At 30.3% G+C, this 23,613-nt stretch carries 27 protein-coding genes; 20 read left to right on the forward strand and 7 right to left on the reverse strand.

The genetic code is table 11. The features are described 5' to 3' along the window. The first annotated feature begins 5 nt into the window (after window positions 1–5). The 7 genes from mtnA to ACIJYB_RS02460 are packed head-to-tail and all read left to right on the forward strand — an operon-like array spanning window position 6 to window position 5,868. On the forward strand, window positions 6–1,076 hold the full coding sequence (gene mtnA, locus ACIJYB_RS02430) for an S-methyl-5-thioribose-1-phosphate isomerase (protein WP_435151933.1): 1,071 nt from the start codon (window positions 6–8) through the stop codon (window positions 1,074–1,076). Then, window positions 1,073–1,705: a class II aldolase/adducin family protein gene (locus ACIJYB_RS02435; protein WP_435151936.1), complete on the forward strand. Its 633-nt coding sequence runs from the start codon at window positions 1,073–1,075 to the stop codon at window positions 1,703–1,705. The genes mtnA and ACIJYB_RS02435 overlap by 4 nt, the downstream gene beginning before the upstream one ends. A gap of 3 nt (window positions 1,706–1,708) precedes the next feature. Next, on the forward strand, window positions 1,709–2,749 hold the full coding sequence (speD, locus tag ACIJYB_RS02440) for an adenosylmethionine decarboxylase (RefSeq protein WP_435151939.1): 1,041 nt from the start codon (window positions 1,709–1,711) through the stop codon (window positions 2,747–2,749). Window positions 2,750–2,808: 59 nt separating this feature from the next. After that, entirely contained in the window at window positions 2,809–3,660 is an 852-nt protein-coding gene (locus ACIJYB_RS02445) for a transporter substrate-binding domain-containing protein (RefSeq protein WP_435151942.1), read from the forward strand. 44 nt (window positions 3,661–3,704) lie between these two features. Further along, window positions 3,705–4,397 (forward strand): ABC transporter permease, encoded by a 693-nt coding sequence (locus tag ACIJYB_RS02450; protein WP_435151944.1) that lies wholly within the window; start codon window positions 3,705–3,707, stop codon window positions 4,395–4,397. Beyond that, window positions 4,397–5,071, forward strand: a complete 675-nt coding sequence (locus ACIJYB_RS02455; protein ID WP_435151947.1) for an ABC transporter permease — start codon at window positions 4,397–4,399, stop codon at window positions 5,069–5,071. Before ACIJYB_RS02450 ends, ACIJYB_RS02455 begins: the two co-directional genes overlap by 1 nt. 8 nt (window positions 5,072–5,079) lie before the next feature. Beyond that, complete coding sequence (locus tag ACIJYB_RS02460; protein WP_435151950.1) at window positions 5,080–5,868, forward strand: phytanoyl-CoA dioxygenase family protein; 789 nt, start codon at window positions 5,080–5,082, stop codon at window positions 5,866–5,868. Here ACIJYB_RS02460 and ACIJYB_RS02465 read toward each other — a convergent pair. Next, the gene (locus ACIJYB_RS02465; protein ID WP_435090960.1) at window positions 5,858–6,247 is read right to left on the reverse strand and encodes a DUF6165 family protein; all 390 of its coding nucleotides are present in this window, start codon (window positions 6,245–6,247) and stop codon (window positions 5,858–5,860) included. The genes ACIJYB_RS02460 and ACIJYB_RS02465 overlap by 11 nt on opposite strands. A gap of 32 nt (window positions 6,248–6,279) precedes the next feature. On the opposite strand from ACIJYB_RS02465, the gene ACIJYB_RS02470 reads away from it, so the two are divergent. Then, complete coding sequence (locus ACIJYB_RS02470) at window positions 6,280–7,221, forward strand: glycosyltransferase family 9 protein (protein WP_435151952.1); 942 nt, start codon at window positions 6,280–6,282, stop codon at window positions 7,219–7,221. Here ACIJYB_RS02470 and ACIJYB_RS02475 read toward each other — a convergent pair. Next, the gene (locus ACIJYB_RS02475; protein WP_435151954.1) at window positions 7,205–8,287 is read right to left on the reverse strand and encodes an AbrB family transcriptional regulator; all 1,083 of its coding nucleotides are present in this window, start codon (window positions 8,285–8,287) and stop codon (window positions 7,205–7,207) included. The two genes, ACIJYB_RS02470 and ACIJYB_RS02475, sit on opposite strands and share 17 nt — an antisense overlap. A 212-nt stretch (window positions 8,288–8,499) precedes the next feature. On the opposite strand from ACIJYB_RS02475, the gene ACIJYB_RS02480 reads away from it, so the two are divergent. From ACIJYB_RS02480 to ACIJYB_RS02490, 3 genes are read left to right on the forward strand one after another with little or no spacing between them, the layout of a single operon-like run. After that, window positions 8,500–9,480 carry a tripartite tricarboxylate transporter substrate binding protein gene (locus ACIJYB_RS02480; protein WP_435151957.1) on the forward strand — a complete coding sequence of 327 codons (981 nt, stop codon included), beginning with the start codon at window positions 8,500–8,502 and terminating at the stop codon, window positions 9,478–9,480. Between the two features lie 28 nt (window positions 9,481–9,508). After that, window positions 9,509–9,979, forward strand: a complete 471-nt coding sequence (locus ACIJYB_RS02485; RefSeq protein WP_435151959.1) for a tripartite tricarboxylate transporter TctB family protein — start codon at window positions 9,509–9,511, stop codon at window positions 9,977–9,979. Next, window positions 9,976–11,478: a tripartite tricarboxylate transporter permease gene (locus tag ACIJYB_RS02490; protein WP_435151962.1), complete on the forward strand. Its 1,503-nt coding sequence runs from the start codon at window positions 9,976–9,978 to the stop codon at window positions 11,476–11,478. The genes ACIJYB_RS02485 and ACIJYB_RS02490 overlap by 4 nt, the downstream gene beginning before the upstream one ends. Here the strand turns inward: ACIJYB_RS02490 and ACIJYB_RS02495 are convergent. Next, window positions 11,475–12,557 carry a glycosyltransferase family 4 protein gene (locus ACIJYB_RS02495; RefSeq protein ID WP_435151965.1) on the reverse strand — a complete coding sequence of 361 codons (1,083 nt, stop codon included), beginning with the start codon at window positions 12,555–12,557 and terminating at the stop codon, window positions 11,475–11,477. The two genes, ACIJYB_RS02490 and ACIJYB_RS02495, sit on opposite strands and share 4 nt — an antisense overlap. Then, window positions 12,557–13,111, reverse strand: coding sequence for a thioredoxin family protein (locus ACIJYB_RS02500; protein WP_435151968.1), 555 nt, complete (start codon window positions 13,109–13,111; stop codon window positions 12,557–12,559). Before ACIJYB_RS02500 ends, ACIJYB_RS02495 begins: the two co-directional genes overlap by 1 nt. Before the next feature lie 20 nt (window positions 13,112–13,131). Between ACIJYB_RS02500 and ACIJYB_RS02505 the strand changes: the two genes are divergently transcribed. Next, window positions 13,132–13,644, forward strand: coding sequence for a gamma carbonic anhydrase family protein (locus ACIJYB_RS02505; RefSeq protein WP_435151971.1), 513 nt, complete (start codon window positions 13,132–13,134; stop codon window positions 13,642–13,644). 16 nt (window positions 13,645–13,660) lie between these two features. Here ACIJYB_RS02505 and ACIJYB_RS02510 read toward each other — a convergent pair whose 3' ends face one another. The 3 genes from ACIJYB_RS02510 to ACIJYB_RS02520 are packed head-to-tail and all read right to left on the reverse strand — an operon-like array spanning window position 13,661 to window position 15,354. Next, the gene (locus tag ACIJYB_RS02510) at window positions 13,661–13,867 is read right to left on the reverse strand and encodes a SlyX family protein (RefSeq protein ID WP_435086805.1); all 207 of its coding nucleotides are present in this window, start codon (window positions 13,865–13,867) and stop codon (window positions 13,661–13,663) included. 11 nt (window positions 13,868–13,878) lie between these two features. Continuing rightward, the gene (locus ACIJYB_RS02515) at window positions 13,879–14,478 is read right to left on the reverse strand and encodes a flavin-binding protein (RefSeq protein WP_435151974.1); all 600 of its coding nucleotides are present in this window, start codon (window positions 14,476–14,478) and stop codon (window positions 13,879–13,881) included. 6 nt (window positions 14,479–14,484) lie between these two features. Beyond that, complete coding sequence (locus tag ACIJYB_RS02520) at window positions 14,485–15,354, reverse strand: NAD(P)-dependent oxidoreductase (RefSeq protein WP_435151977.1); 870 nt, start codon at window positions 15,352–15,354, stop codon at window positions 14,485–14,487. Between the two features lie 14 nt (window positions 15,355–15,368). Between ACIJYB_RS02520 and ACIJYB_RS02525 the strand changes: the two genes are divergently transcribed. The 8 genes from ACIJYB_RS02525 to sauS all read left to right on the forward strand — a co-directional run bounded on the left by ACIJYB_RS02525 (window position 15,369) and on the right by sauS (window position 23,609). Further along, the gene (locus tag ACIJYB_RS02525; RefSeq protein WP_435086810.1) at window positions 15,369–16,574 is read left to right on the forward strand and encodes an MFS transporter; all 1,206 of its coding nucleotides are present in this window, start codon (window positions 15,369–15,371) and stop codon (window positions 16,572–16,574) included. 43 nt (window positions 16,575–16,617) lie between these two features. Continuing rightward, the gene (gene rpoZ, locus ACIJYB_RS02530; RefSeq protein WP_435086811.1) at window positions 16,618–17,154 is read left to right on the forward strand and encodes a DNA-directed RNA polymerase subunit omega; all 537 of its coding nucleotides are present in this window, start codon (window positions 16,618–16,620) and stop codon (window positions 17,152–17,154) included. Window positions 17,155–17,176: 22 nt separating this feature from the next. Beyond that, window positions 17,177–18,169, forward strand: a complete 993-nt coding sequence (gene dusA / locus ACIJYB_RS02535; protein WP_435086813.1) for a tRNA dihydrouridine(20/20a) synthase DusA — start codon at window positions 17,177–17,179, stop codon at window positions 18,167–18,169. A gap of 40 nt (window positions 18,170–18,209) precedes the next feature. Continuing rightward, window positions 18,210–18,995 carry a sulfite exporter TauE/SafE family protein gene (locus ACIJYB_RS02540; protein ID WP_435151980.1) on the forward strand — a complete coding sequence of 262 codons (786 nt, stop codon included), beginning with the start codon at window positions 18,210–18,212 and terminating at the stop codon, window positions 18,993–18,995. 59 nt (window positions 18,996–19,054) lie between these two features. After that, window positions 19,055–20,536, forward strand: coding sequence for a tripartite tricarboxylate transporter permease (locus ACIJYB_RS02545; RefSeq protein ID WP_435151982.1), 1,482 nt, complete (start codon window positions 19,055–19,057; stop codon window positions 20,534–20,536). Continuing rightward, window positions 20,529–20,975 carry a tripartite tricarboxylate transporter TctB family protein gene (locus ACIJYB_RS02550; RefSeq protein ID WP_435086818.1) on the forward strand — a complete coding sequence of 149 codons (447 nt, stop codon included), beginning with the start codon at window positions 20,529–20,531 and terminating at the stop codon, window positions 20,973–20,975. The genes ACIJYB_RS02545 and ACIJYB_RS02550 overlap by 8 nt, the downstream gene beginning before the upstream one ends. A 156-nt stretch (window positions 20,976–21,131) precedes the next feature. Next, window positions 21,132–22,112 carry a Bug family tripartite tricarboxylate transporter substrate binding protein gene (locus ACIJYB_RS02555; protein WP_435151984.1) on the forward strand — a complete coding sequence of 327 codons (981 nt, stop codon included), beginning with the start codon at window positions 21,132–21,134 and terminating at the stop codon, window positions 22,110–22,112. Window positions 22,113–22,187: 75 nt separating this feature from the next. Further along, entirely contained in the window at window positions 22,188–23,609 is a 1,422-nt protein-coding gene (gene sauS, locus ACIJYB_RS02560; RefSeq protein WP_435151986.1) for an acylating sulfoacetaldehyde dehydrogenase, read from the forward strand. Window positions 23,610–23,613 lie beyond the last annotated feature (4 nt).

Below are 23,613 nucleotides of genomic sequence, written 5' to 3' on the forward strand. Positions count from 1 at the left end.
TTCTAATGAAAATAGAAGGAAAAGAATACAGAACAATTTGGTATGAAAACAATGTTGTTAAAATAATTGACCAAACTAAGCTACCACATCAATTTATCATCAAAGAATTAAAGACTGTAAAGCATGCAATTAATGCTATTAAAATAATGGAAGTAAGAGGAGCCCCTTTAATTGGAGGAACAGCTGCTTATGGTGTTGTTTTAGCTGTCAAAGAAAATAACAATTCTGAATTTATAACAAAAAGTGCAGAAGAATTAATTCAATCAAGACCTACGGCTATAAATTTGAAATGGGCTGTAGATCGTATGATAAAAAAAATATCAGGGATTAATAATGATCAACTTTTAGATATTGCTTTAAATGAAGCTAAAGAAATTTGTGACGAAGATGAAAAGTTTTGCGAAAGTATAGGTATCAATGGATTAAAAATAATTGAGGAAATTTATAATAAAAAAAAAGATACAGTTAATATTCTAACTCATTGTAACGCGGGCTGGTTAGCAACAATTAATTGGGGAACAGCCACATCACCAATCTATCATGCTCATAAAAAAGGAATACCAGTTCACGTATGGGTAGACGAAACAAGACCAAGAAACCAAGGTGCAAATTTAACTTCTTATGAGTTAAATGAAGAAGAAATTCCAAATACAATTATTGCTGACAACACAGGAGGTATTTTAATGCAAAGAGGTCAAGTCGACATGTGTATTGTAGGTACTGATAGAACTTTATCCAATGGAGATGTTTGTAATAAAATTGGGACTTATCTAAAAGCATTAGCGGCTCACGATAATAATGTTCCTTTTTATGTTGCTCTACCTAGTTCAACAATAGATTGGGATACAAAGGATGCAAAAGATATTCCTATTGAAGAGAGAAACTCTGAAGAATTATCACATATTGAAGGAATTGATGAAAATAACGAAATCAAAAAAGTTTTAATATACCCCAATAAAAGTAAAACAATGAATTTAGCATTTGATGTAACACCTGCAAAATACGTTACAGGATTAATTACTGAAAAAGGAATTTGTGAGGCATCCACAGAAGGATTAAGAAAATTATATAAATGAAAAATTTAAGGTCTGAAATAATCAAATACTCAAAAATGCTTAATAGCAAAAAATTATCAGCTTTGAGATCCGGTAATATTTCTGCAAGATTTAAAGATGGATTTTTAATTACTCCGTCTGGCAAAAAATACTCATCATTAAAAAACAAAGATATAGTTTTTGTTTCATTAAATGGAAATTTTGACAAAAAAAAAGGAATTCCTTCTTCAGAATGGAAATTCCATCAAGATATTTACTTAAGTAAAAAAGAAGCAAAAGCAATAGTCCACGCACATTCAACCAATGCAACGGCTGTTGCTACTCACAAGAAAAGCATTCCTTCTTTTCATTACATGGTTGCTATGGCAGGAGGACACGATATTAAATGTGCAAAATATGCAACTTATGGGACAAGAGAATTATCTAAAAATATTTTAAAAGCTTTAAAAGACAGAAAAGCTTGTTTAATTAGTAATCACGGTCAGATTGCATTCGAAGAAAATTTATCAAAAGCTTTTGAGTTAGCTGAAGAGGTTGAAAATATATCACTTCAGTATATAACGAGCCTAAAATTGGGTAGGCCTAAAATTCTTTCGATAAAAGAAATGAAAAAAATATTATCCAAAGCAAAAAACTATAAGAGAGGATAATTAATGACTAAAGTTGGAGAGCACATAACTCTAGACATTATTGGAACTACCAAAGAATACGATCCTTCTTTGTTTGAAAAAGTTATTAACGATATTGCAAGAGCAGCCGATGTAACAATTCTTAATATTTCTAAATATAAATTTGAGCCTCAAGGCTTTACAATTTTAGCATTATTAGCAGAAAGCCATATTAGCTTTCATACATTTCCTGAAAAAGGAATAATTAGTTTTGATTTTTTTACTTGTGGAAAAGTTAGCCCATCAATTGCAATTGATATAATAAAAAAAGAATTTGCTCATAAAAGAATTGTTAAAAAAGAATTTAATAGAGATACAAAATCTCTGTATCATGACATTTATAGTTCACCAGGATTACAAAAATCATATGTAGTAAATGATGTTCTTGAAGATTTTAAATCAAAAGTCGGTCAACATATTGAAATTTTAGAATTAGAACAATTTGGCAAATCATTATTTATTGATGGGGAAATACAAGTCGCTGCAACTGATGAGCATTTATACAGCTCAACTTTTGTAGGTGCGGGTCTTCATTTAAATAAGGACAATGAAAGAGCTGCAATCATTGGAGGTGGTGATGGCGGTGTTGCAAGGGAGTGCATTTCTAAAAATTTTAATTTTATTGACTGGTTTGAGCTTGATCCAGAAGTTGTGGACGTTTGTAGCAAACATCTTGGAGATATAGGTAAAAAAGCTACTGAAAAAAATTCAGTAAAATGTGTTTGGGGTGATGCATTTAAAAGCATAACATCAGTTGAGGACGATACCTATGATCACATTTTTGTTGATCTTAATGATGATCAATTTTGCATAGATCTTGCTGCTAAAAATATGGACTCAATGATCAGAATATTAAAACCGAAAGGTGTGATTACAGCTCAAGTTGGAAGTCAAGATAAAAAACCTAAACAAGTTGATAATTGGCTAAATGTATTTAACCATCATTTTGGAAATACTAAATTATCTAGAGTTTACATACCTAGTTTTGATTGTTCTTGGAATTTCTCTTCGTCAATTAATCATTAATTTTTCTTTTTTAATTTTTAAAATTGTGAAATACTTCCTTCAAATTAAAGGAGAAAATAATGAATATATTCAAAAAAACTATTTTAACAGTTCTTGCTTCTTTATTAGTCATTGGAAATGTTTACGCTGACAAAATAAAAATTGGAACTGAAGGTGCTTACCCACCATGGAACTCTAAAGATGCATCAGGCAATCTTATTGGTTTTGAGGTTGAGTTAGCAAACGAACTTTGTGCAATCATGAAACATGACTGTACTATCGTTGAACAAGACTGGGATGGAATGATACCAGCTTTGTTGATGAGAAAGTTTGATGCGATCATGGCTGGAATGTCAATTACAGCTGAAAGACAAAAAACAATTACTTTTTCTCAAGGGTATGCTGACGAAGTAGCATCACTTGCAGTTATGAAAGGTTCAAGTCTAGAGGGTGTTGATACCCCTGAAGGTGTTAATTTAACTTTAGGTGGATCTGCTGTTAAAAAAGCTCTTAAAACTTTAACAGGTGCACTTGCTGGAAAAACTGTATGTACTCAAACAGGAACTATTCACCAAAACTTTTTAGAGTCAGGTGATGTGGGAAGTGTTAATGTTAGAACTTACAAAACTCAAGATGAAGTAAACCTAGATTTAACATCTGGAAGATGTGATGTTGCATTAGCAGCAGCTGTTGCATTTACAGATTATGCTGACAAATCAGGAAAACCAGTTGTATTAGTTGGACCAACTTTTTCAGGTGGTGCATTTGGTAATGGTGTTGGTGTTGGTGTTAGACAAGGTGGAGATGATGCGATTGGAAAAAGAGACGCTAAACTTCTAAAAGACTTCAACAAAGCAATTGATAAAGCTAGAAAACAAGGAATTATTAGCAGACTTGCTATTAAGCACTTTGGTTTCGACGCTTCTATGTAATTAATTTCAGATTTGGCGACTATAATATATAGTCGCCAGTCTATATGGAACTTCTCTCATTTGGCAAAACTGGTTGGGGTGATGAATTATTTTATGCAACCCTAATGACTATAGCTGTCTCTGTTACAGCAATGTTTATTGGTTTTATTTTTGCGTTAATTTTTACTCCATTAAAGTTATCTAAATATAAATCTTTAAATCTAATAGGAAATTTTTACACTACTGTTATCCGTGGTGTTCCAGAACTTCTAGTAATTTATCTATTCTTCTTTGGAGGTAGTGGAGCGATTATGTATGTAGCATCTATCTTTGGTTATTTTGAATACATAGAAATTAATGCATTTATTACAGGCTCGATGGCAATTGGTATAATTTCCGGTGCATACTCAACTGAAGTATTTAGAGGTGCCATTCAATCAATAGACAAAGGCCAGTTTGAAGCTGCTAAAGTATTAGGTGTTAGTAAGTTTGCTCAATTTTATAAAATAATATTACCTCAAATGTTAAGACTAGCCATTCCAAACTTAAGTAATGTTTGGCAGATTACTTTAAAAGATACATCGTTAATTTCAGTTACTGGTTTAGTAGAGATTATGAGGCAATCATATATTGCAGCAGGATCTACTAGAGATCCACTATTCTTTTATTCTTTTGCGGCAGTTTTATATTTATTGCTTACTTATCTAAGCATGAAACTAATCAATAGATTAGAAGCAAAGTATAGTAGGGGGTATTAATGGATTTTGATTTAATGATCACCAGTCTACCTAAACTACTTAGTGCTACTTTAATTACACTGAAATTATTATCTGTATCTTTGATAGCCGGAATGTTTCTAGGTTTATTTTTTGCAATCTTAAGAATGAGTAAGAATATTTTTATCAATCAATTTGCATACGGGTATTCTTATGTGTTTAGAGGAACTCCTTTACTGGTTCAAATCTTTATTATTTATTTTGGCTTAGGTCAGATTGAATATCTTAGATCAACGTTTTTATGGGTAATTCTAAAAGAACCTTATTGGTGCGCAATTATTGCTTTTGCTTTAAATACAGGTGCTTATACATCTGAGATTTTAAGATCAGCATTTCAGACAATTAAACCAGGTATTATAGAAGCTGGAAAAAGTTTAGGTATATCAAGTAAAATAATCTTTTATAAAATTCAAATTCCAATTGCTATCAGACAATCATTACCTGCTTACGGTAACGAAATAATCTTAATGATGAAGGGAACATCATTAGCAAGCACTGTAACTTTAATGGATTTAACAGGTGTCGCTAAATATATAATTTCAACAACATTTAAACCAATTGAAGTATTTATAGTTGCGGGTGGAATTTACTTATTTATGACTTTTTTAATTCATAATTTAATTAAGTATTTAGAAAAAAAATATAGTTTCCAGTAAAATTTTAAATGCATCTTTCAAAAAAACAGATCGAAGATTACCAAAATCTTGGAGTTATAATTGTAAAAGACATTTTTAAAGATTGGATAGAGCCATTAAGAAAAGGATTTCAAAAAGTTTTAGATAACCCAAGCAAACATGGGAGAGAGAATATAGATGATAAAAATGGTAGATTTTTTGAAGATTATTGTAATTGGGAAAGAATAGAAGAGTTTAAAGATTGTATTTTTAATTCACTTGGAGCTCAGATTGTTACTGAAGCAACAAATTCTAAATCATCTCAAATTTTTCATGAACATATTTTTATTAAGGACCCTGGCACACATAAAGAAACACCTTGGCATCAAGATATGCCTTATTATTGTGTTGATGGAAGTGATACAGGTAGTTTTTGGATACCTTTAGATGAAGTTGATAAAGACAATAACCTTAAATTGATTTTAGGTTCTCATAAATGGCAAAAGTTAATTAGACCTACAAAATGGTCTAATAATAGATCTTGGTATCAAGACGATAGCTCTTTTATGGATTTACCTCCATTAGAAAAATTTGAAAAAAATATTTTAATCCCAGAACTTAATTTAGGTGATGCAGTGTTGTTTAATTTTAAAATCGTACATGGCTCAACTGGAAATAACACTTCTAAATCTCGAAGAGCATTTTCAATGAGATTTATTGCTGATGATGTTAGGTATATTGATAGAGGAGGACCTACGTCCCCACCATTTGATGAAATTAATTTAAAAACTGGTGATTTAATGCGTGAAGATTGGTTTCCTAAAATTTTTAATAGCTAGTGTATTCTTTAATTTCTTTGATTTTTGAACCTGTAAGGTTGTTTATTTCTAATTTTATTTTAGCTCTATCATCATTTAGAAAATGAACATCTCTTGAAAGTTTAATAAATTTTTCAGTAAAATCTTTTTCTTTTTCACATAATCTTTTATCATCTTCAATAACCCAGAGTTTAGCGTTAATTTCTTTAAGAGATTGAAATAGTTTTTCAATTTCATCATTTGATTTTACATTTTTGTTTAATTGATCTTTTAAAACAGCATGTTCATCTGATATAAATTTTAATTTTTCAGGATCCTTAATTTTTTCTTGTTTAATTTCTAGTATAGAAATTTTATCTAATAATTCACCTATTGAGACTTCAACTATAATTTTATTCATAAAATTTTATACTATGCTAAGTTGTTATAAATATGTCTAATATTTTAATCATTAAACATGGTTCCTTAGGGGATATAGCCCAAGCCTGTGGTGCAATTCAAGATATTTCTGAAAGCCATAAAGATGATCAAGTTCACTTATTAACTACAAAACCATATTTCGATTTATTTAAAAAAAATCCACATATTTCTAATGTTATTTTGGATAAGCGATTATCAAGATTAAACCTAATTTATTTATATTCCTTAATGAAAAATATTAAAAAATATAACTTTTCAAAAGTTTATGATCTACAAAACTCAAGCAGAACAGCTTTCTATAAAAGAATTCTATTTACAAATGCATCAAAAGACATCTGGTCATCTACCGAAACCACATTACCTGAAGGAACTACAAAAGATAATTTTGATAAAGACTCAGTGCTATCTAGATTTAATCATCAATTAAAAAGTTCTGGGATTAATACTAATCATACTTTAAGCCCTGATTTTTCATGGAGCTCATCAGATATATCTCAAATTAAGAATTATTATCAATTAGATAAATATATAGTACTTTTTCCATTTTGCTCACCTCACTTAACTTCAAAAAAATGGCCGTATTATAATGAATTAATTTCTATGATTACTGAAAAATTAGAAAATAAATTCAAAGTAGTCATAGCTCCTGGTCCAGGTGAAATTAAGGAAACATCAACTATTAATGCACTTTGTGTTTTAGATAATGGTAAAGCTTTAGATATTTCTCAGTTAGCATCGTTGATTAAAGATAGTTCATTTGTGGTTGCAAATGATACAGGTCCTGCACATATGACAGCCCATTTAGGATCAAAAGGAATTACTTTATTTGGTGCACATACCACAGCTCACAAAGTAAGTATTGAAAGAGAAAACTTTAAAGCAATTCAAGTTTCTGACTTATCCAATCTATCTGCTGAAAAAGTTTTTGAAAGATTGTCTAGCTCAATTTCTTAAATTTACTTAATACTTTCAAAATAACTGGCACTGTAAAAAGAATAAATAATAATCTTATTATATGATGGAAAGCTACAAAGTCAGGTTCTAAATCAAATGCTATTGCAATTACTGCTACTTCATAAATTCCACCAGGACTGAAGGATAAGATGAGTGTTAAAATATTTGTATCAACAAAAAATGTTGCAACATAAGCCGCAATAAATCCTAATAAAACAAGAATTGTTGTTGCGACCAAACTATGAAGAGAATTATTGGCAATCTCTTTAATAGTCTTTTCAGCAAATCTACATCCAACAGAAGCTCCTAAAATTAAAAGACAGAAATTAATTGAAGCATCTGGTAGCTTGTATGATGCAACATCAGTCATTTGTAATAACCCACTAGCAAATAGCGTTCCTGATAATAAAGCCGCCGGAACTCTGATTTTATCAAAAACTAAAATAAAAATTATTGAAGCAATAATTAACTTAATTAAATTGAAGTGATTTTGAGCAATATAATCAAAATCATCAACAATAAGAGTTTCAGTGATAGCGTTATTTACAATTAAAAAAGGAATGACAGTGATTATAATTATTAATCTAATTAAATGAGAAGTTGCTACTTGTGATAAATCAGTTTTTTCATTTTCAGCCAAAATCATTAGCGGACCTAATGCTCCAGGTGCTGCAGAAAATATTGAAGCTTTTTCCCCATAACTCGCATATTTTTGTAAATATTTTGAAACTATCAGAATACAGACAACAATATAAATTAGCATTACCACAGAAGTCCAAATCCAATTAATCATTTGATTAAATAAATTTTGATCAATGTAATTACCAATATGCAGTCCAAGAATAATTAAAATAGAGCTAAGAGCCAATTTTGGCATTTTAAGTTTTAATCCTGATAATGCTCCAATGGATGTAATAATCATTGGTCCTAACATCCAAGCTAATGGGATATTAAAATAATCCGCAACGATTGCACTTGGTATAGAAATTAAAATTACTAAAATAAATTTTTTAGTAAATAGTTGTTTATAATTTATAAGATTAAAAAATACCTTAGAGTCGTTCATTAATTATTCTTCTATCATTTACTATTAAGTAAATAAAAAAAAAGAATTAGTCTTATTAAGTGAAACATTTATTTTTTTGATTTTCTAAATTTCAGTATTAACAACAAAAATTATCAAAAATAAATGATCAATTGCAGGTTGTATGTCACTATATTGTTTGCATTCATTGCAATACTGTAATTAACTTCGATTTTAAACCAATGAGGGAAAAAATGAATAATATAAAAAAAATAATTTCAGTATTATTCTCAGCAATCTTATTATTTTCAGCAACTACAACTAGTTCAATTGCGATTGATAAAATTCATTTCGTAATCGGTGGTGGTGCTGGAGGTGGTTGGGATGGAACTGCTAGAGGTACTGGAGAAGCTTTGACAAAAGCTGGTATGTTAAAAAGTGCATCATTTGAAAATATGTCAGGTGGTGGTGGTGGTAAAGCATTAGCTTTCATGATTAATACTAAACCTGCAAATACAGTTTTAGTTCAATCTACACCATTAGTTTTAAGATCAATCACTAGACACAAAGGTTACGTGAGTGGAAGTGGTACTTTATCTTATAAAGATGTTGTGCCGATCGCTGGTGTAATAGGTGACTATGGTGCAATCGCTGTTGCAAAAAACTCACCTTACAAAAACTTTAAAGATGTAGTTGATGCATATAAGAAGAATCCAAGCTCTATTAAAATGGCTGGTGGATCAGTAAGAGGAAGTATGGACCATTTAATTGGTGCGTTAGCTTTCCAAGCTGCTGGTGCTAATCCAAATGATGTAGCTTATATTCCTTATGATGCTGGTGGAAAAGCGTTAGCTGGACTTTTATCTGGAGAGACTCAAATTATTTCTACAGGTTTAGGTGAATTGATGGGTGCAAGAGACCAAGTAAGAATTATTGGTATTACTGCTCCTTCAAGAGTTTCGGATGCTCCAGATGCGCCAACTCTTAAAGAACAAGGTTATGATGTGCAATTCGTTAACTGGAGAGGATTTTTTGGTCCTCCAGGTATGAGCAGTGCAGATAAAAATGCAATTGCTAAAATGCTAGGCGATGTACAAAAAACTTCTGAATGGGAAACTGTTAGAGCAAGAAATGCTTGGGTAAATATTTACAATCCAGGTGATAAGTTTGTTACTTTCTTAGAAAAACAAACAGAAGAAATGACAGCTCTTATGAAGAAATTAGGAGTTATATAATCCTTAGGATTATTTAAAAATTAGAGCAGTGAATATAAATACTACAAAAATTATATCACTGCTCTTTTTTATTTTTTCAGCATTCTATTTATATACCGCATATCAAATCCAAGTTTTTTCATTTGATGAAAATGCACCGTTTAATGCCAGAACATTTCCGATTTACTTAGGTTATGCTGGGTTATTTTTTTCTGGACTTAAAGTGATTTTACCTGATCCAAACACAATTAAAGTTGAGCATAGAACTTTAGATTATAAAAAAACTGCTATCTTAGTTTTAATCGCAATAATTTATGGGGCCTTAATTTTAAAAGTTGGGTATTTTTTAACGACCTCTTTGTTTTTAATGGCATCCTATTTTTTTTTAGGTGAGAGAAGGTGGGTATTAATGTTTATTCTTTCTTTTCCATTTGTTGCTGCATTTATGTATCTTTTACACGGTGTTCTTGACATTTATTTAAGAGATCCATTTCTTCAAATGTTAGGAGTGATGGGATGATAGAAGGAATTTTAATTGGATTAAAAACAGCTCTTACGTTTCAAAATATATTTATGGTAATGATTGGTTGTTTCTTTGGAACAATCATTGGAATGCTTCCTGGTCTTGGACCAATGACAGCGATAGCTTTAATGATACCCATTACTTATGGTTTTGACCCTGCAACTGGTTTGATTTTAATGGCAGGTGTTTATTACGGAGCTGTTTTTGGTGGGTCTACTTCTTCAATATTATTAAATGCACCAGGAGTTCCTGGAACTGTTGCAACCTCTTTTGATGGTTATCCAATGGCTCAACAAGGTAAAGCTGGTAAAGCTTTAGCGATTGCTGCTTGGAGTTCTTTTGCTGGTGGAACACTTGCTGCAATTTATTTATTGTTTATGGCACCCAGTTTATCAAAAGTAAGTTTATCTTTTAGATCACCTGATTACTTTGCTTTAATGATTTTAGGTTTAACTGCTATTGCTGCATTTTCTTCGAAAGGTCAGTTTATTAAAGCAATGATGATGGTGGTGCTTGGTTTAATGTTGGCATCTGTTGGTCAAGATAGTTTATCTGACATTACAAGATTTACATTTAATAATATGAACTTAACAGATGGAATAAGTTTTGTTCTTGTAGTTATGGCAACATTTGCAATGAGTGAAGCGCTTACAATTATTTTAAAACGTAATGATCCAACTGCAGCTGCAAAACAAGTGTCTTTAACAGAACTTGGTTCAATTAAAATTAACAAAGAAGAAAGAACTAAAATGTTAAAAACCATTCCTCGAAATTCAATTATTGGCTTTTTAATCGGTGTATTGCCGGGAGCAGGAGCAACTATTGCATCTTTTTTAGCATATGGAATGGAAAGAAATTTAGTTAGTGATGAAGAGAAAGAAAAATTTGGTAAAGGAAGTGTTCATGGATTAGCTGCACCTGAAACTGCAAATAATGCAGCGTGCTCTGGTGCTTTTGTACCATTGTTAACTTTAGGAATACCCGGAAGTGGTACTACTGCTGTAATGTTAGGGGCTCTTCTAGGATTTGGTATTCAACCTGGCCCAAGACTTTATGTAACTAATCCTGAAATTTTCTGGTCAGTTATAATGTCGATGTATATTGGAATGGTAATTCTACTTATATTAAACTTACCCTTAATTCCTTATATCGCTAGAATTTTAGCGATACCTAAAAATTATTTAATTCCACTAATTTTATTTTTTTCAATTACAGGAATATATGTGATGTCATTTAATAATTTTGATATTTATTTGATGATAGGAATTGCTGTTGTTGCAACCTTTATGCGCTTATATGATTTTCCAATGCCACCACTAATCTTAGCTTTTGTGCTGGGTGGTTTAATGGAAGAAAATTTAAGAAGATCTTTATTATTAAGTGATGGTTCTTGGACATTTTTATGGGATAGAACACTTACAGCATGTATATTGTCTACAACGATTCTAATAGTAGTTTGGCATATATATAAAACTTTTAAGGGTAGAAAGATTTAATTTAAAATTTTTTTATATTCTTCAATTATATTAGACCAATAGAATTTTGAGACACTATCTTTTGCGCCTTTTCCATATTCTATAAATTTATTATTTTCTAACATTGAATTAATAGATGAATAAATATCATCTAGGTTATTTCCGTCACAAATTAATCCAGTTTTTTTATGTTCAATAGCATCAGCTGCACCACCATCTTTACCACCAATTGACGGAATTCCATATTGAGCAGCTTCAACATAAGCAATACCAAATCCTTCAACAGATTTTTTATGTATAACGGAGGGCATGACAAAAATATTTGATTTAGCAACTAAAGCATTTTTTAATTCATTACTAATATCACTAAAAAACATGACTTGAGCCTCTAAATCTAATTCTTTTACGAGTTTTTTGATATTTTCTTCTTCATCCCCATAACCAACACAAATGTAGACTATATCAGGATAAATTTGTTTTAGATTTCTTAAAGCCATAACAACTTTTTCGTGATTTTTTCTTTTATCAAATCTTGAAATAGTAATTAATCTTGGAGTTTTAACTTTTAGAAGACTTTCAACTTTATCTAATGATTTTTTGTTTAATTCTTCTGCTGGGTCTATTCCAGGATTGATAACAATAATCTTATCTTGATTTACCCCACATTCGATTGCTAGATTTTTTGTAAATTCAGAGTTAGCAATTACTTTTTCAACATTATTTAAAACGTGCAAAACACGTTTGTTTAAATTTGTACCTTTTGGGTGATTAATTTCTTTACTATGTATTAAGCAATATTTTTTTTTGCTTGATTTTATAAGTTCTAAACTTTTCCAGTGATCAGCAATAATACCATCAATTTTATTTTCTTTAATAAATTCATTAATTAATTGAGCTTTTCTATATTTTCTTAACAATTTAATTCCACCAACTCTTTCGATTGAAAATGAAGCTTGTTCATCAAAATCTTTGTGATTTTCAATGTGATCCGCAAAAACTTTGATCATAAAGTTTTTTGATAACTCTTTTGATAAACCCCACATTAAGCTCTGCATACCACCAAGCTCTGGGGGGAAAGATCTAGTAACTATTAGATACATTAACTAAACTTCCACTTGATACCACATCCAGCGCTAGGTATTTGATCTTTTGGCCCTTTATTAGTTTCAGCGATTTGTTTCATTGCTTTTAATAAATCACTTTCTCCATCTTTAACTGGAACAAAGTTTTTTAGTTCTCTTAATCTACCCCTATATTGAAGTTCTAAATTTTTATTATAACCAAAGAAATCTGGAGTGCATACCGCATCATAAGCCTTAGCAATTTCTTGAGTTTCATCATGCAAATAGGGAAAATTAAAATGATTTTCTTTGGAAAATTTAATCATATTATCAAACGAGTCGTCTGGATAATTAACAAAATCATTTGAACAAATTGCAACAGAATTGATCCCAATTTTTTTTAACTCATTACAATCTTCAACTAACTCTTTTGTTATTGCTTTAACGTATGGACAATGGTTGCAAATAAACATTATCAAAGTTCCATTTTCTCCTTTGATATCATTTAAGGAAATAATTTTATTATCCGTAGATTTTAATTCAAATGGCAAAGCTTTTTGACCAAAATCACATATTGGAGTTTGTATTGGCATACTGTAAGAATATATAAATTATGTTTTACGATTTAAAAGATAAAAAACCAAAAAATGCTGGAGAAAATTGGGTAGCTCCAAATGCAACCATAATTGGAGATGTAACTTTAGAAAAAAATTCAAGTATTTGGTTTAATGCAGTATTACGGGGAGATATTGAAAATATTCATATTGGCGAAGGGTCAAATATTCAAGATGGAAGTGTTCTGCATACAGATCCAGGTTGTCCATTAAAAGTTGGTAAAAATGTAACTGTCGGACATCTTGTTATGCTTCATGGATGTACTATCGGAGATAACAGTTTGATTGGTATTGGGGCAGTAATACTTAATAAAGTTAAAATTGGAAAAAATTGTATCATTGGAGCCAAGGCTTTGATTACTGAAAATAAAAATATCCCAGATAATTCATTAGTAGTAGGCGCTCCAGGCAAGGTTGTTAGAGAAGTAACAGAAGATGAAAAAAAAGCAATTTTAGGAAATACTAAACGTTATCAAGACAACTGGAAAAAGTACTCTAAATCTATATTTTAAAATGATGAAAAAAATTTTAATAATGAGGTGGCTTTTTATCTTCTTTTATAAGATCTTGAGTATTCTCACTATCTATTTCTTCAATTCTGCTGTTAAGATTTAGAATTTGTTTTTTTAAATCTTTAATTTCTTTTTGTTGTGAGTAAAGCTCATTACTCAATTGTGAAATTTCCTGCTGTAGGAATGTGATTTGTTCTTCTAATTTCTTATCTAAATTTTCCATAAAAATATGATTTAAGGAACTAACCAATATTCTTTATTATTTTCTAAATCAAATTTAGCTCTTCGATGACCTTTGGCAGCTAGATAAAGCCACTCAATAGATTTAATTTTACACTTAATAACTGTGAAGTTTTTATAACCTTCTTCACTTTGCTCTTTTGTATAATCAAAATTATCAAGTTCAGGTTTTAATCCTGTTGTAGGTGCATCTGATATAGTGCCAGGTCCGTTATCAACTAAATAACATTTTCGAGAAATATGTTGTGTTTTAGACCAAGATTCTTTTGTGACTTCATTGTCGTGATTGACAATGCATTCAACTTTTAATCTAACTTGAATTTTTTCTTCTTTATCATAAAAAAGCATTGCTGCATTATTATTTGCTTTTAACTTATCAATTTTATCGGATCTAATATCACTATGGTATTGAACAAGTTTATTTGCCTCATCTGATTTTCTAAGAACAACAATTCTTCCATCAAAATCTGACTGATCACCACAAATAAAAACAGGTATTCTAAAAGGGGAACTTCTATCTTTGACTGCATTATTTAACATTGACCAAATTTTCTTTTTGATCTCGTTAAAATCTTCGTAGTATGCTGGTTGCATACAAGGTTACTTTCTAAATCTTTTAATTAAACTAGATGTATCCCAACGATTGCCACCCATTTCTTGAACTTCTCCGTAGTATTTGTCAACTACCTCAGTTATAGGAAGTAAAGATCCATTATTTTTAGCTTCTTCCATAGCTATTTTTAAATCTTTTCTCATCCAATCAACTGCAAAACCAAATTCAAACTTATCATCAATCATAGTTTCGTATCTATTATCCATTTGCCAAGATTGAGCCGCACCTTTTGAAATAACTTCAATTACATCTCTCATATTCAAGCCAGCTTTCATACCAAAGTTAATTGCTTCTGATAAACCTTGAACTAAACCTGCTATACAAATTTGATTAACCATTTTTGCTAATTGGCCATTACCAGCAACACCTAACAATTTCATTTTTTTGCTATAACAATCAATAATATCTTTAGCTTTATCAAAATCGGCTTGATCTCCACCAATCATAACTGTTAGTGCACCATTTTCTGCACCGGCTTGGCCACCTGATACAGGTGCATCCAATGAACCAAAACCATTTTCTTTAGCAAATTTATTAATTTCTCTTGCAATTGTTGCAGAAGCCGTTGTGTTATCAATATAAACAGATCCTTTTTTAATTGTTTTAAAAACACCATTTTCACCAAAAGTAACTTCTCTTAAGTCTTTATCATTACCAACACAGGTAAAGATAAAATCAGCACCTTCAGCAGCTTTAGCAGGAGTGTCTGCTTTTGAACCTTTGTATTCTGCAATCCATTTATCAGCTTTAGCAGCTGTTCTGTTATAAACAGTTACATTGTGACCAGCTTTTGATATATAACCAGCCATTGGATAACCCATTACACCAAGACCTATGAAAGCAACATTACAAGACATAATTTTTATTTCCTATGTTTAATAGTTTGAAATTTAAAGTAATTCTATTTGGTTTTATTTTTACATTTTTTTCTAGTTTTGGACAGAGTTATTTTTTAGGTTTGTTTAATTCTAGCATTAGAGAGACACTATCTATTACTCATGGACAATTTGGCTCAATTTATGCATCGGCAACTTTATGTAGTAGCTTGTTATTAATTTGGGTTGGAAAAAAAATAGATGATGTAAATATTTTTAAATTTGCATTTTTTGTAACAATATTATTATCATTTGCATGTTTTTTCTTTTCAAAAATTACCTCAGTTTTTCTATTATTTATCGCAATTTTTTTAATGAGATTTTCTGGGCAAGGAATGATGTCTCACACAGCATCAACAACAATTTCAAGATACTTTACTCGAACTAGAGGTAGAGCTTTAAGTATTAGTTGGTTTGGTCTTTCATCTGCAGAATTTGTTATGCCTGTTTTAATGGTATATTTATTAACATTTATAGACTGGCAAAATCTTTGGCTTATATTTTCAGTAACAGTTTTAATTGTTTTACCTATTGCATCTTTTTTATTAATTAAAAATTTAAATTTAGACTCTAGAGAAAGCAATGATGAAAATGTTGAAGAGATTGAAATAAAACAATGGAAGAGAAGAGAAGTAATAAAAGATTACAGATTTTATATAATCAGCTTAAACATGTTAGCTATGCCATGGATTTTTACTGGGTTTGCTGTATTTCAATCTTTTGTACAAACCTCAAAAGGATGGGGTCCTTATGTGATTGCTCAATCTTTTATGTCTTATTCTATTCTTTCTGTATTAACTTTATTTTTATCAGGTTTTTTAATTGATAAATTCACAAGTAGAAAACTTTTAATTTACATGAATATTCCACTTTTACTTTCTGTGATTGTTTTATTCTTTTTTGATACACCCATAACTGCATTTGTGTTTTTAGGACTGGTTGGAATTTCAAATGGTTTTGCAAATATTTTAGGATCATCTACTTGGGCCGAATTATATGGAGTAAAATATCTTGGATCTATTAAAGCCTTAACTACTGCATTGATGGTATTTGCTACTGCTTTTGGAACTGCTTTGTTTGGTTATTTGATAGATATAGGTTTTACGGTGGGTGATATAGCTGTTGTTTCTGGTACTTATATATTCATTTCTTTAATCCTTCTTTTTTCTGTCAGAAAAAAGCTTAATCCAGTAATAATTTAGAAAATACTTGCATTTTTGAAGTTCGAGGTATAAATAATCGCCCATGGCAAGAGTTACCGTAGAAGACTGTATAGATAAAGTAGATAGCCCTTATGAATTAGTACTTGTTGCTAAAGAAAGAGCCACACAATTAAATTCAGGTATCGAACCAACTTTAGATAGAGATAACGATAAAAATACAGTTATTTCATTAAGAGAAATTGCAGAAGAAAAAATTAAAGTAGCAGACCTAACTGAAAGTGCTGTTTACAAACTTAGAAAACATGTTGAGCAAGTTGACGATGGTTCTGAAGATGATGAAGAAGTAGGCGATGATTTTGAAAGCATGTATAAAGGTGAAATCTCAAAAAGTGGAACACCAATTTTACCATCTAAGAGAGCAAGAAAAACTCCAGAAAAAATTCAAGTTTCTCAAGAAGATTTAGCTGAATTATCAGAAACAGCTAAGCCAGACGTTGATCCTTCAACAAGTGAAGAAACTATGAATGAGCAAGGCGAAGTTTCTTTAGATGAAGTTTCAGAACAAGAAAACCAAGAAGCAGAAGCAATTACAGAAGATTCAGACGCTTCAAACTCATAATAAAATCATATAAAGTTAAATCATGAATAGGAAAGTATCAGTTGCTCCTATGATGGATTGCACAGATCGTCATGAACGATTTTTTCTTAGGTTAATTTCTAAAAATACACTTCTCTATACAGAAATGGTTGTTGATGAAGCAATCAATAGAGGTGATAAAAAAAAATTACTCGGATTTAATATTAATGAAAAACCTGTTGCACTTCAGTTAGGTGGATCATCTCCAAAATTATTAGCTGAAGCTTCAAAAATTGGTGAAGATTTTGGTTATGATGAAATTAATTTAAATTTAGGTTGCCCAAGTAAAAAAGTTGAAAAAGGTAAATTTGGCGCTTGCTTGATGAAAGAACCTAATTTAGTTGCAGACTGTCTTAGTAAAATGCAAGCTTCAACAAATTTACCAGTAACTATCAAAACTAGAATTGGATACGATGATGTAGAAGATTATGAAAATCTTTATAATTTTATTTCAACTTTAAAATCAACTGGGGTTAAAACATTTATTATCCATGCTAGAAAAGCAATGTTGGGAAAATTTACTCCTAAACAAAATTTAAATATCCCTCCTTTAAAATATGAATATGTCTACAAATTAAAGGAAGATTTTCCAAATGAAGAAATAATTATTAATGGAGGAATAACATCTGTTGATCAAATAAAGCCATTACTTCAAAAAACAGATGGTGTTATGATTGGCAGAGCTGCTTATCACACGCCTTATATGTTGGCAGATATTGAGAAAGAAATTTTTGGTACAGAAGAAGTTTTAAGCAGACAAGATGTAATCGAACAATTAATTCCTTACGTAAAAGATGAGTTAAAGAAGGGAACTAGACTAAATCAAATAATGAGACACACTATAGGTTTGTTTCATGGACAAACAGGAGCCAGTTATTGGAAAAGATACTTAAGTGAAAATATGTGTGTGAGAGATGCAGATGTTCAAAAAATCGATCACATAATGGATAAGATTAAGTACAATAATTTTGACACAAGTGTAGGGCAATCTGCTTAATTCAATTTTAGCAAACGAATATAGTTATTTTATTTTATTGATGGCGCTAACTGCAGTGCCAGTAGGTTTTATCGCTGGTCTGTTTGGAATCGGTGGAGGGTTAGTAATGGTTCCATTCTTATTTTATGTTTTTGAAAGCTTAAATATTGATACAAATTATATTATGCACCTAGCTGTTGGGACTTCTTTTGGTATTATTATTCCAACTTCTTTTGTTTCTGTAATGACCCATTATAAACTTGGAGCTGTTGATACAAATTTAGTTAAAACTTACGGTATATTTACTGTGATAGGTGTTTCATTGGGTACAATTTTTGCAGTTTATTTAGATACTAAAAATATGGTTTTATTTTTTTCATTAGTACTTTTTTTGTTAAGTTTGTATTTGTTATTTTTGAAAGAAAAAAAAACTACAATAACAATTTTAATTAAGCAGAAATATAAAATTATTTTTGGCTTAATTTCTGGATTTATTTCTGCGCCCATGGGTATTGGAGGGGCAGTTATGAATGTACCAATATTTAAGTTTTTTGGCTATTCAATTAATAGAGCTATTGGGACAGCTGCAGCAATTGGTTTTTTTATTGCATTATTTGGTGCTATCGGTTTTGTCATAAGTGGTACTTATTTAAAGGTCAATTTACCTCTTAGTATTGGTTTTCTAAATATACCTACTTTTTTAATCTTCATTCCTATTACAACTTTTATGGCTAGAATTGGTGCTCGAACAGTTCATAAAATTGATAAACAAAAAATAAGCAAATATTTTGGACTTTTATTACTAGCGGTAGCTTGTAAATTTTTATACGAATATTTTACAATTTAACCTTTAATTCTTTTATAGACTTTTTGATTAAAATTTAGTTAGACTTAAATTTTAACATTATGGAGTTTATAGGATATTTTTCTAACGTTTTCATTTTTGAAAATTTATTAATTTTAGTTTTAGGAACTATTGGTGGACTTTTAATGGGAGCTGCTCCTGGATTGAGTCCAACAATGGCAGTTGCTTTATTAATTCCTTTCACTTTTAAAATGAGTCCTGACCAAGGTTTAATTATGCTTGGTGCTGTTTATACAGCTACTGTTGCGGGTGGAGCAATTAGTGCAATATTATTAAAAATACCTGGAGCTCCCGCAAACATTGCAACAGTTATGGATGGCTACCCAATGGCAAAAAGTGGCAAATCAAAAGAAGCTCTACATTATTGTTTTATCAGTTCATTCATTGGTGGCGTAATAGGAATTATTATTTTAATTTTTTTTACACCTATATTAGCAAATTTTGCTCTTAAGTTTGGTCCATCACATATGTTTTGGATAGCAATTTTTGGTGTTACTGTAATTGCAACATTAGATTCTAATTCAATAATTAAAGGACTTTTTTCTGGAGCCATTGGTTTATGGTTGGCAACTATAGGATACGACTCGGTGTTAGGTGTTGAAAGATTTGTTTTTAATCCAATTTTTTCAGGTGGCATAAATATTATCGCTGCTTTGGTTGGTTTGTTTGCTATCCCTCAAGTTTTATCAATGATTGAAAAAAAACAATTAGACTCAGATCAATTTCAAATGGAAAAAAAAAGTATAGTTCAATCAATTATCTACAATCTTTCAAGAATTAAAGCATTAGTAGTTGGAAGTGTATCTGGAGTTATAATTGGTTTAATCCCTGGTGCAGGAGGGCAGATAGCAGGACTTGTATCTTACGATCAAATTAAAAAATTAAGTAAAAATAAGGAAAATTTTGGAAAAGGAGAGCCTGATGGAATTATTGCTGCTGAGTCTGCAAACAATGCGATGGTTGGTCCATCTTTAGTTCCTTTGCTTACACTCGGGGTTCCAGGAAGTCCAACAGCTGCTGTTTTGTTGGGAGGTTTGTTAATACATGGAATGTTTCCAGGGCCAGATCTTTTTACAATTTATGCTGAAACAACATGGACTTTTATTAATTCATTATTAGTTGCTCAATTTATGATGTTAATTTTTGGATTATATATTAGCGGTTTAGCAAAATATGTAATTAAAACTCCAACAAACTTTATGGCTGCAGCTATAACGATACTTGCTATCTTTGGAACCTATAGTGTCCAACATAACTTTGCGGATGTGATTGTTATGCTGTTTTTAGGTGTCTCAATGTTTTTTTTATCAAAATTTGGTTTTACAGCTGCACCGATAGTTTTAGGTTTAATATTGGGGCCAATCGCTGAAACTAATTTTAGTCAAGCAAAAATAATTGCAGATACACAAGAGGGTATTTTTAGATATTTAACATCAGGATATTTAAATTTAACAATAATAACATTATGTATAATTTCTATAGTTTATGGAATTGTTTCAGAAATGAAGAGAAAAAATGCTTAAGATAAATAATTTAACATCTCTGATTTGTATATTGTTTATCTCAATCTTATTAGCATGTGCTTCTTTCACTGGTGGTTCAGAAAATACATCTGAAGCATATTTATTTCCAAAATTAATAACCTCCGTAATGATAATATTATCTTCTTTTTCATTAATTTTTTATTTTTTAAATAAAACTTTGTCAGTTGCAGAAGTTGATATTAAAAAACTATCAGTTTATTTAGTTTCTTTAATTATATTTATTTTTCTAGGCGAAACTATTGGGTTTTATCTTTTAGCTATATTATTGTTTTTTATAAATAGTCACTACTATTCAGAAAATAAAAATATTAAAAAAATAATTCAAACCATAATTATAACGACTATATTTATGTTATTTATTTATTTTCTTTTTTCTATAATGCTTAAAGTTCAAGTGCCTAGATTTTTTCTTTTTTAAAAACTTATAATACAATCAAGGGTAGTATCTAATGAAAACTGCTACTAGAAACAACAATTTTAGATATCATTAATATAATCAATAAATATAACTAAAAAATGTATTAGTCTACTTTCTTTGACTATGGTTTAATAAATTCTAACAAAGGAGGACAATATGAATGTGAAGAAATTTTTTTTATATTTCACAATAATCTTATCGCTTCTTTCTTTCGGATCAATTGCTAAAGCAGGCGATTATCCTGATAGACCGATAAGTGTAATGGTAGCTTATAACCCAGGTGGTGCTACTGACTTTCAAGCAAGACTAGTAACAATGATGGCTGCTCATCCTAAAAAAGATTACTTAGGACAACCAATTGTTATTGTTAATAAACCTGGAGCAGGTGGTAAAGTTGGATGGAATTGGTTTGCATCTAAAGCAAGAAAAGACGGTTATGATTTAGCTGCATACAACATCCCACACTTCGTATCTCAATCAATTGTATTTGATGATACAAAATACAACATAGATAACTTAGAGCCTATAGCAAACTGGGGAGCAGATCCTGCGGTTTTGATTGTAAGTAAAGATAGTCAATTCAATTCAGTTGCTGATATGCTTAAATTTGCTAAAGCAAATCCAGGTAAAGTGACTTTTTCAGGCGCTGGAAAATTTGTTGGTCACCATATAGCTTTTTTACAATTCCAAAAAGCTAGTGGAGCTAAACTAACTTATGTTCCTCATACAGGCGGTGTGCCTGCATTAGCAGCTGTTAAAGGTGGTCAAGTAATGGCTGGTTTTAATAATCTTTCAGATGCTTTCAGAAGTCAGAATGATATTAAAATTTTAGCAATTGCTGACCTTCAAAGAGAAAAAACATTTTTACCAAATGTTCCAACATTAAAAGAAGAAGGTCTTGATGTTGATAATTCAAGTGTAAACTTTAGAGGTATTATGGCTCCTAAAGGAACTTCACCAGAAATTATTGAATATTTAGCGGCCAAAGTTCCTTTAATGTTTAATGACAAAAAAACTTTGAAACAAATGAAAAAAGGTGGTTCACCTGTTAGAATTATGAACAGAGCTGAAGTACAAGAAATGTGGAAAGCTAGAAAAGTAAGCTTAACAAAACTTCTTGCTGGACTAAAACCTTAATAGTAATTATTACTATATCAATAAAGTTTCGCCTTAATATTTTAAGGCGAAACTTCTAAAACTTAGTAAATAATTATGAATAACAAGTCTTCTTCAGAAATAGTTCAATCATTAGTTCAAAAAGCACAAAAAGCTCAATCTATTTTTGAAAATTATAATCAAAATCAAGTTGACGAAGTTATTACTGCGGTTGCTTGGACATTATGTAAGCCATCGAATAACAAAAAAATATCAAATTTAGCTGTGAGTGAAACTGGTCTTGGAAATCCAGAAGATAAAATTTTAAAGAATAGAAGAAAAACACTTGGACTGTTAAGAGACCTAAAAAATATCAAAACTGTAGGAGTGATTAATGAAGACAAGGAAAAAGGAATTATTGAAATAGCAAAACCAGTTGGAATAGTTGCAGCTGTTACACCGTCAACCAATCCAGCAGCAACTCCAATAAATAATATCATTAATGCGTTGAAAGGAAGAAATTCAATTATAGTTTCTCCATCACCAGCAGGATCTAAGGTTTTTAGGGATTTATTAATATTAATTAATAATGAGTTAAAAAAAATTGGTGCTCCTGAAAATTTAATTCAAACTTTTGATTGCGACGTCACAAAAGAGTTAACTAATGAGCTAATGAAAAATGTTGATTTAGTTATTGTAACTGGCTCATTAAATAATGTTAGGGAGGCTGCAAAATCTGGCACCAAAGCAATTGGTGTTGGACAGGGCAATGTAACATCAATTGTTGATGAAACAGCTGATTTAGAAGACGCTTTTAAAAAGATAAAAATGTCAAAAATATTTGACAATGCCACAAGCTGTTCATCAGAAAATAATTTGATTTTAATTGAAGATATCTATGAAAAAGCAATCAACTTATTATCTAAAGAGAATGCAGTTTTACTCAATAAAAATCAAAAAGAGGTTTTACAGAAAAATTTATGGGTTGATGGGAAGCTTAATAGAAAAATAATTGCAAAATCTGCAAAACTTATTGCAAATGAATTAAATTTAGAAGTAGATGAAAATGTTCAAATATTAATGGTTGAAGAAGATGGGGTTGGACCAGATTACCCTTTTTCAGGTGAAAAATTATCACCAGTGTTGACTGTATATAGAGTTAAAAACTTTAATGAAGCTAAGGAACTAGCTAAAAAAATTCTAAATTATCAGGGTATAGGCCATTCTGTTGGTGTACATACCAAAAAAGATGAAAGGGTAATTGAATTAGGATTAGATTTACCTGTATGCAGGGTTATTGTTAATCAAGCACATACATTTGCTACAGGTGGAAGTTTTACTAATGGTCTACCTTTTTCTCTATCAATGGGTTGTGGAACTTGGCAAAAAAATACAATTGATAATAATTTAAATTACAAACATTTTTTAAATATAACTAAAATATCTAATTTAATCCCAGGTAAGGAAGCAGAACTTAAAGAGTATTTTAAAGATTACTGTGAAAAAAATGACCCTAAAGAATTAAAAAATTTAGAATAGTTAA

The sequence above is a fragment of the Candidatus Pelagibacter bacterium nBUS_44 genome (assembly GCF_051200895.1).
In the GTDB taxonomy this organism is placed as follows: Bacteria; Pseudomonadota; Alphaproteobacteria; order Pelagibacterales; family Pelagibacteraceae; genus Pelagibacter.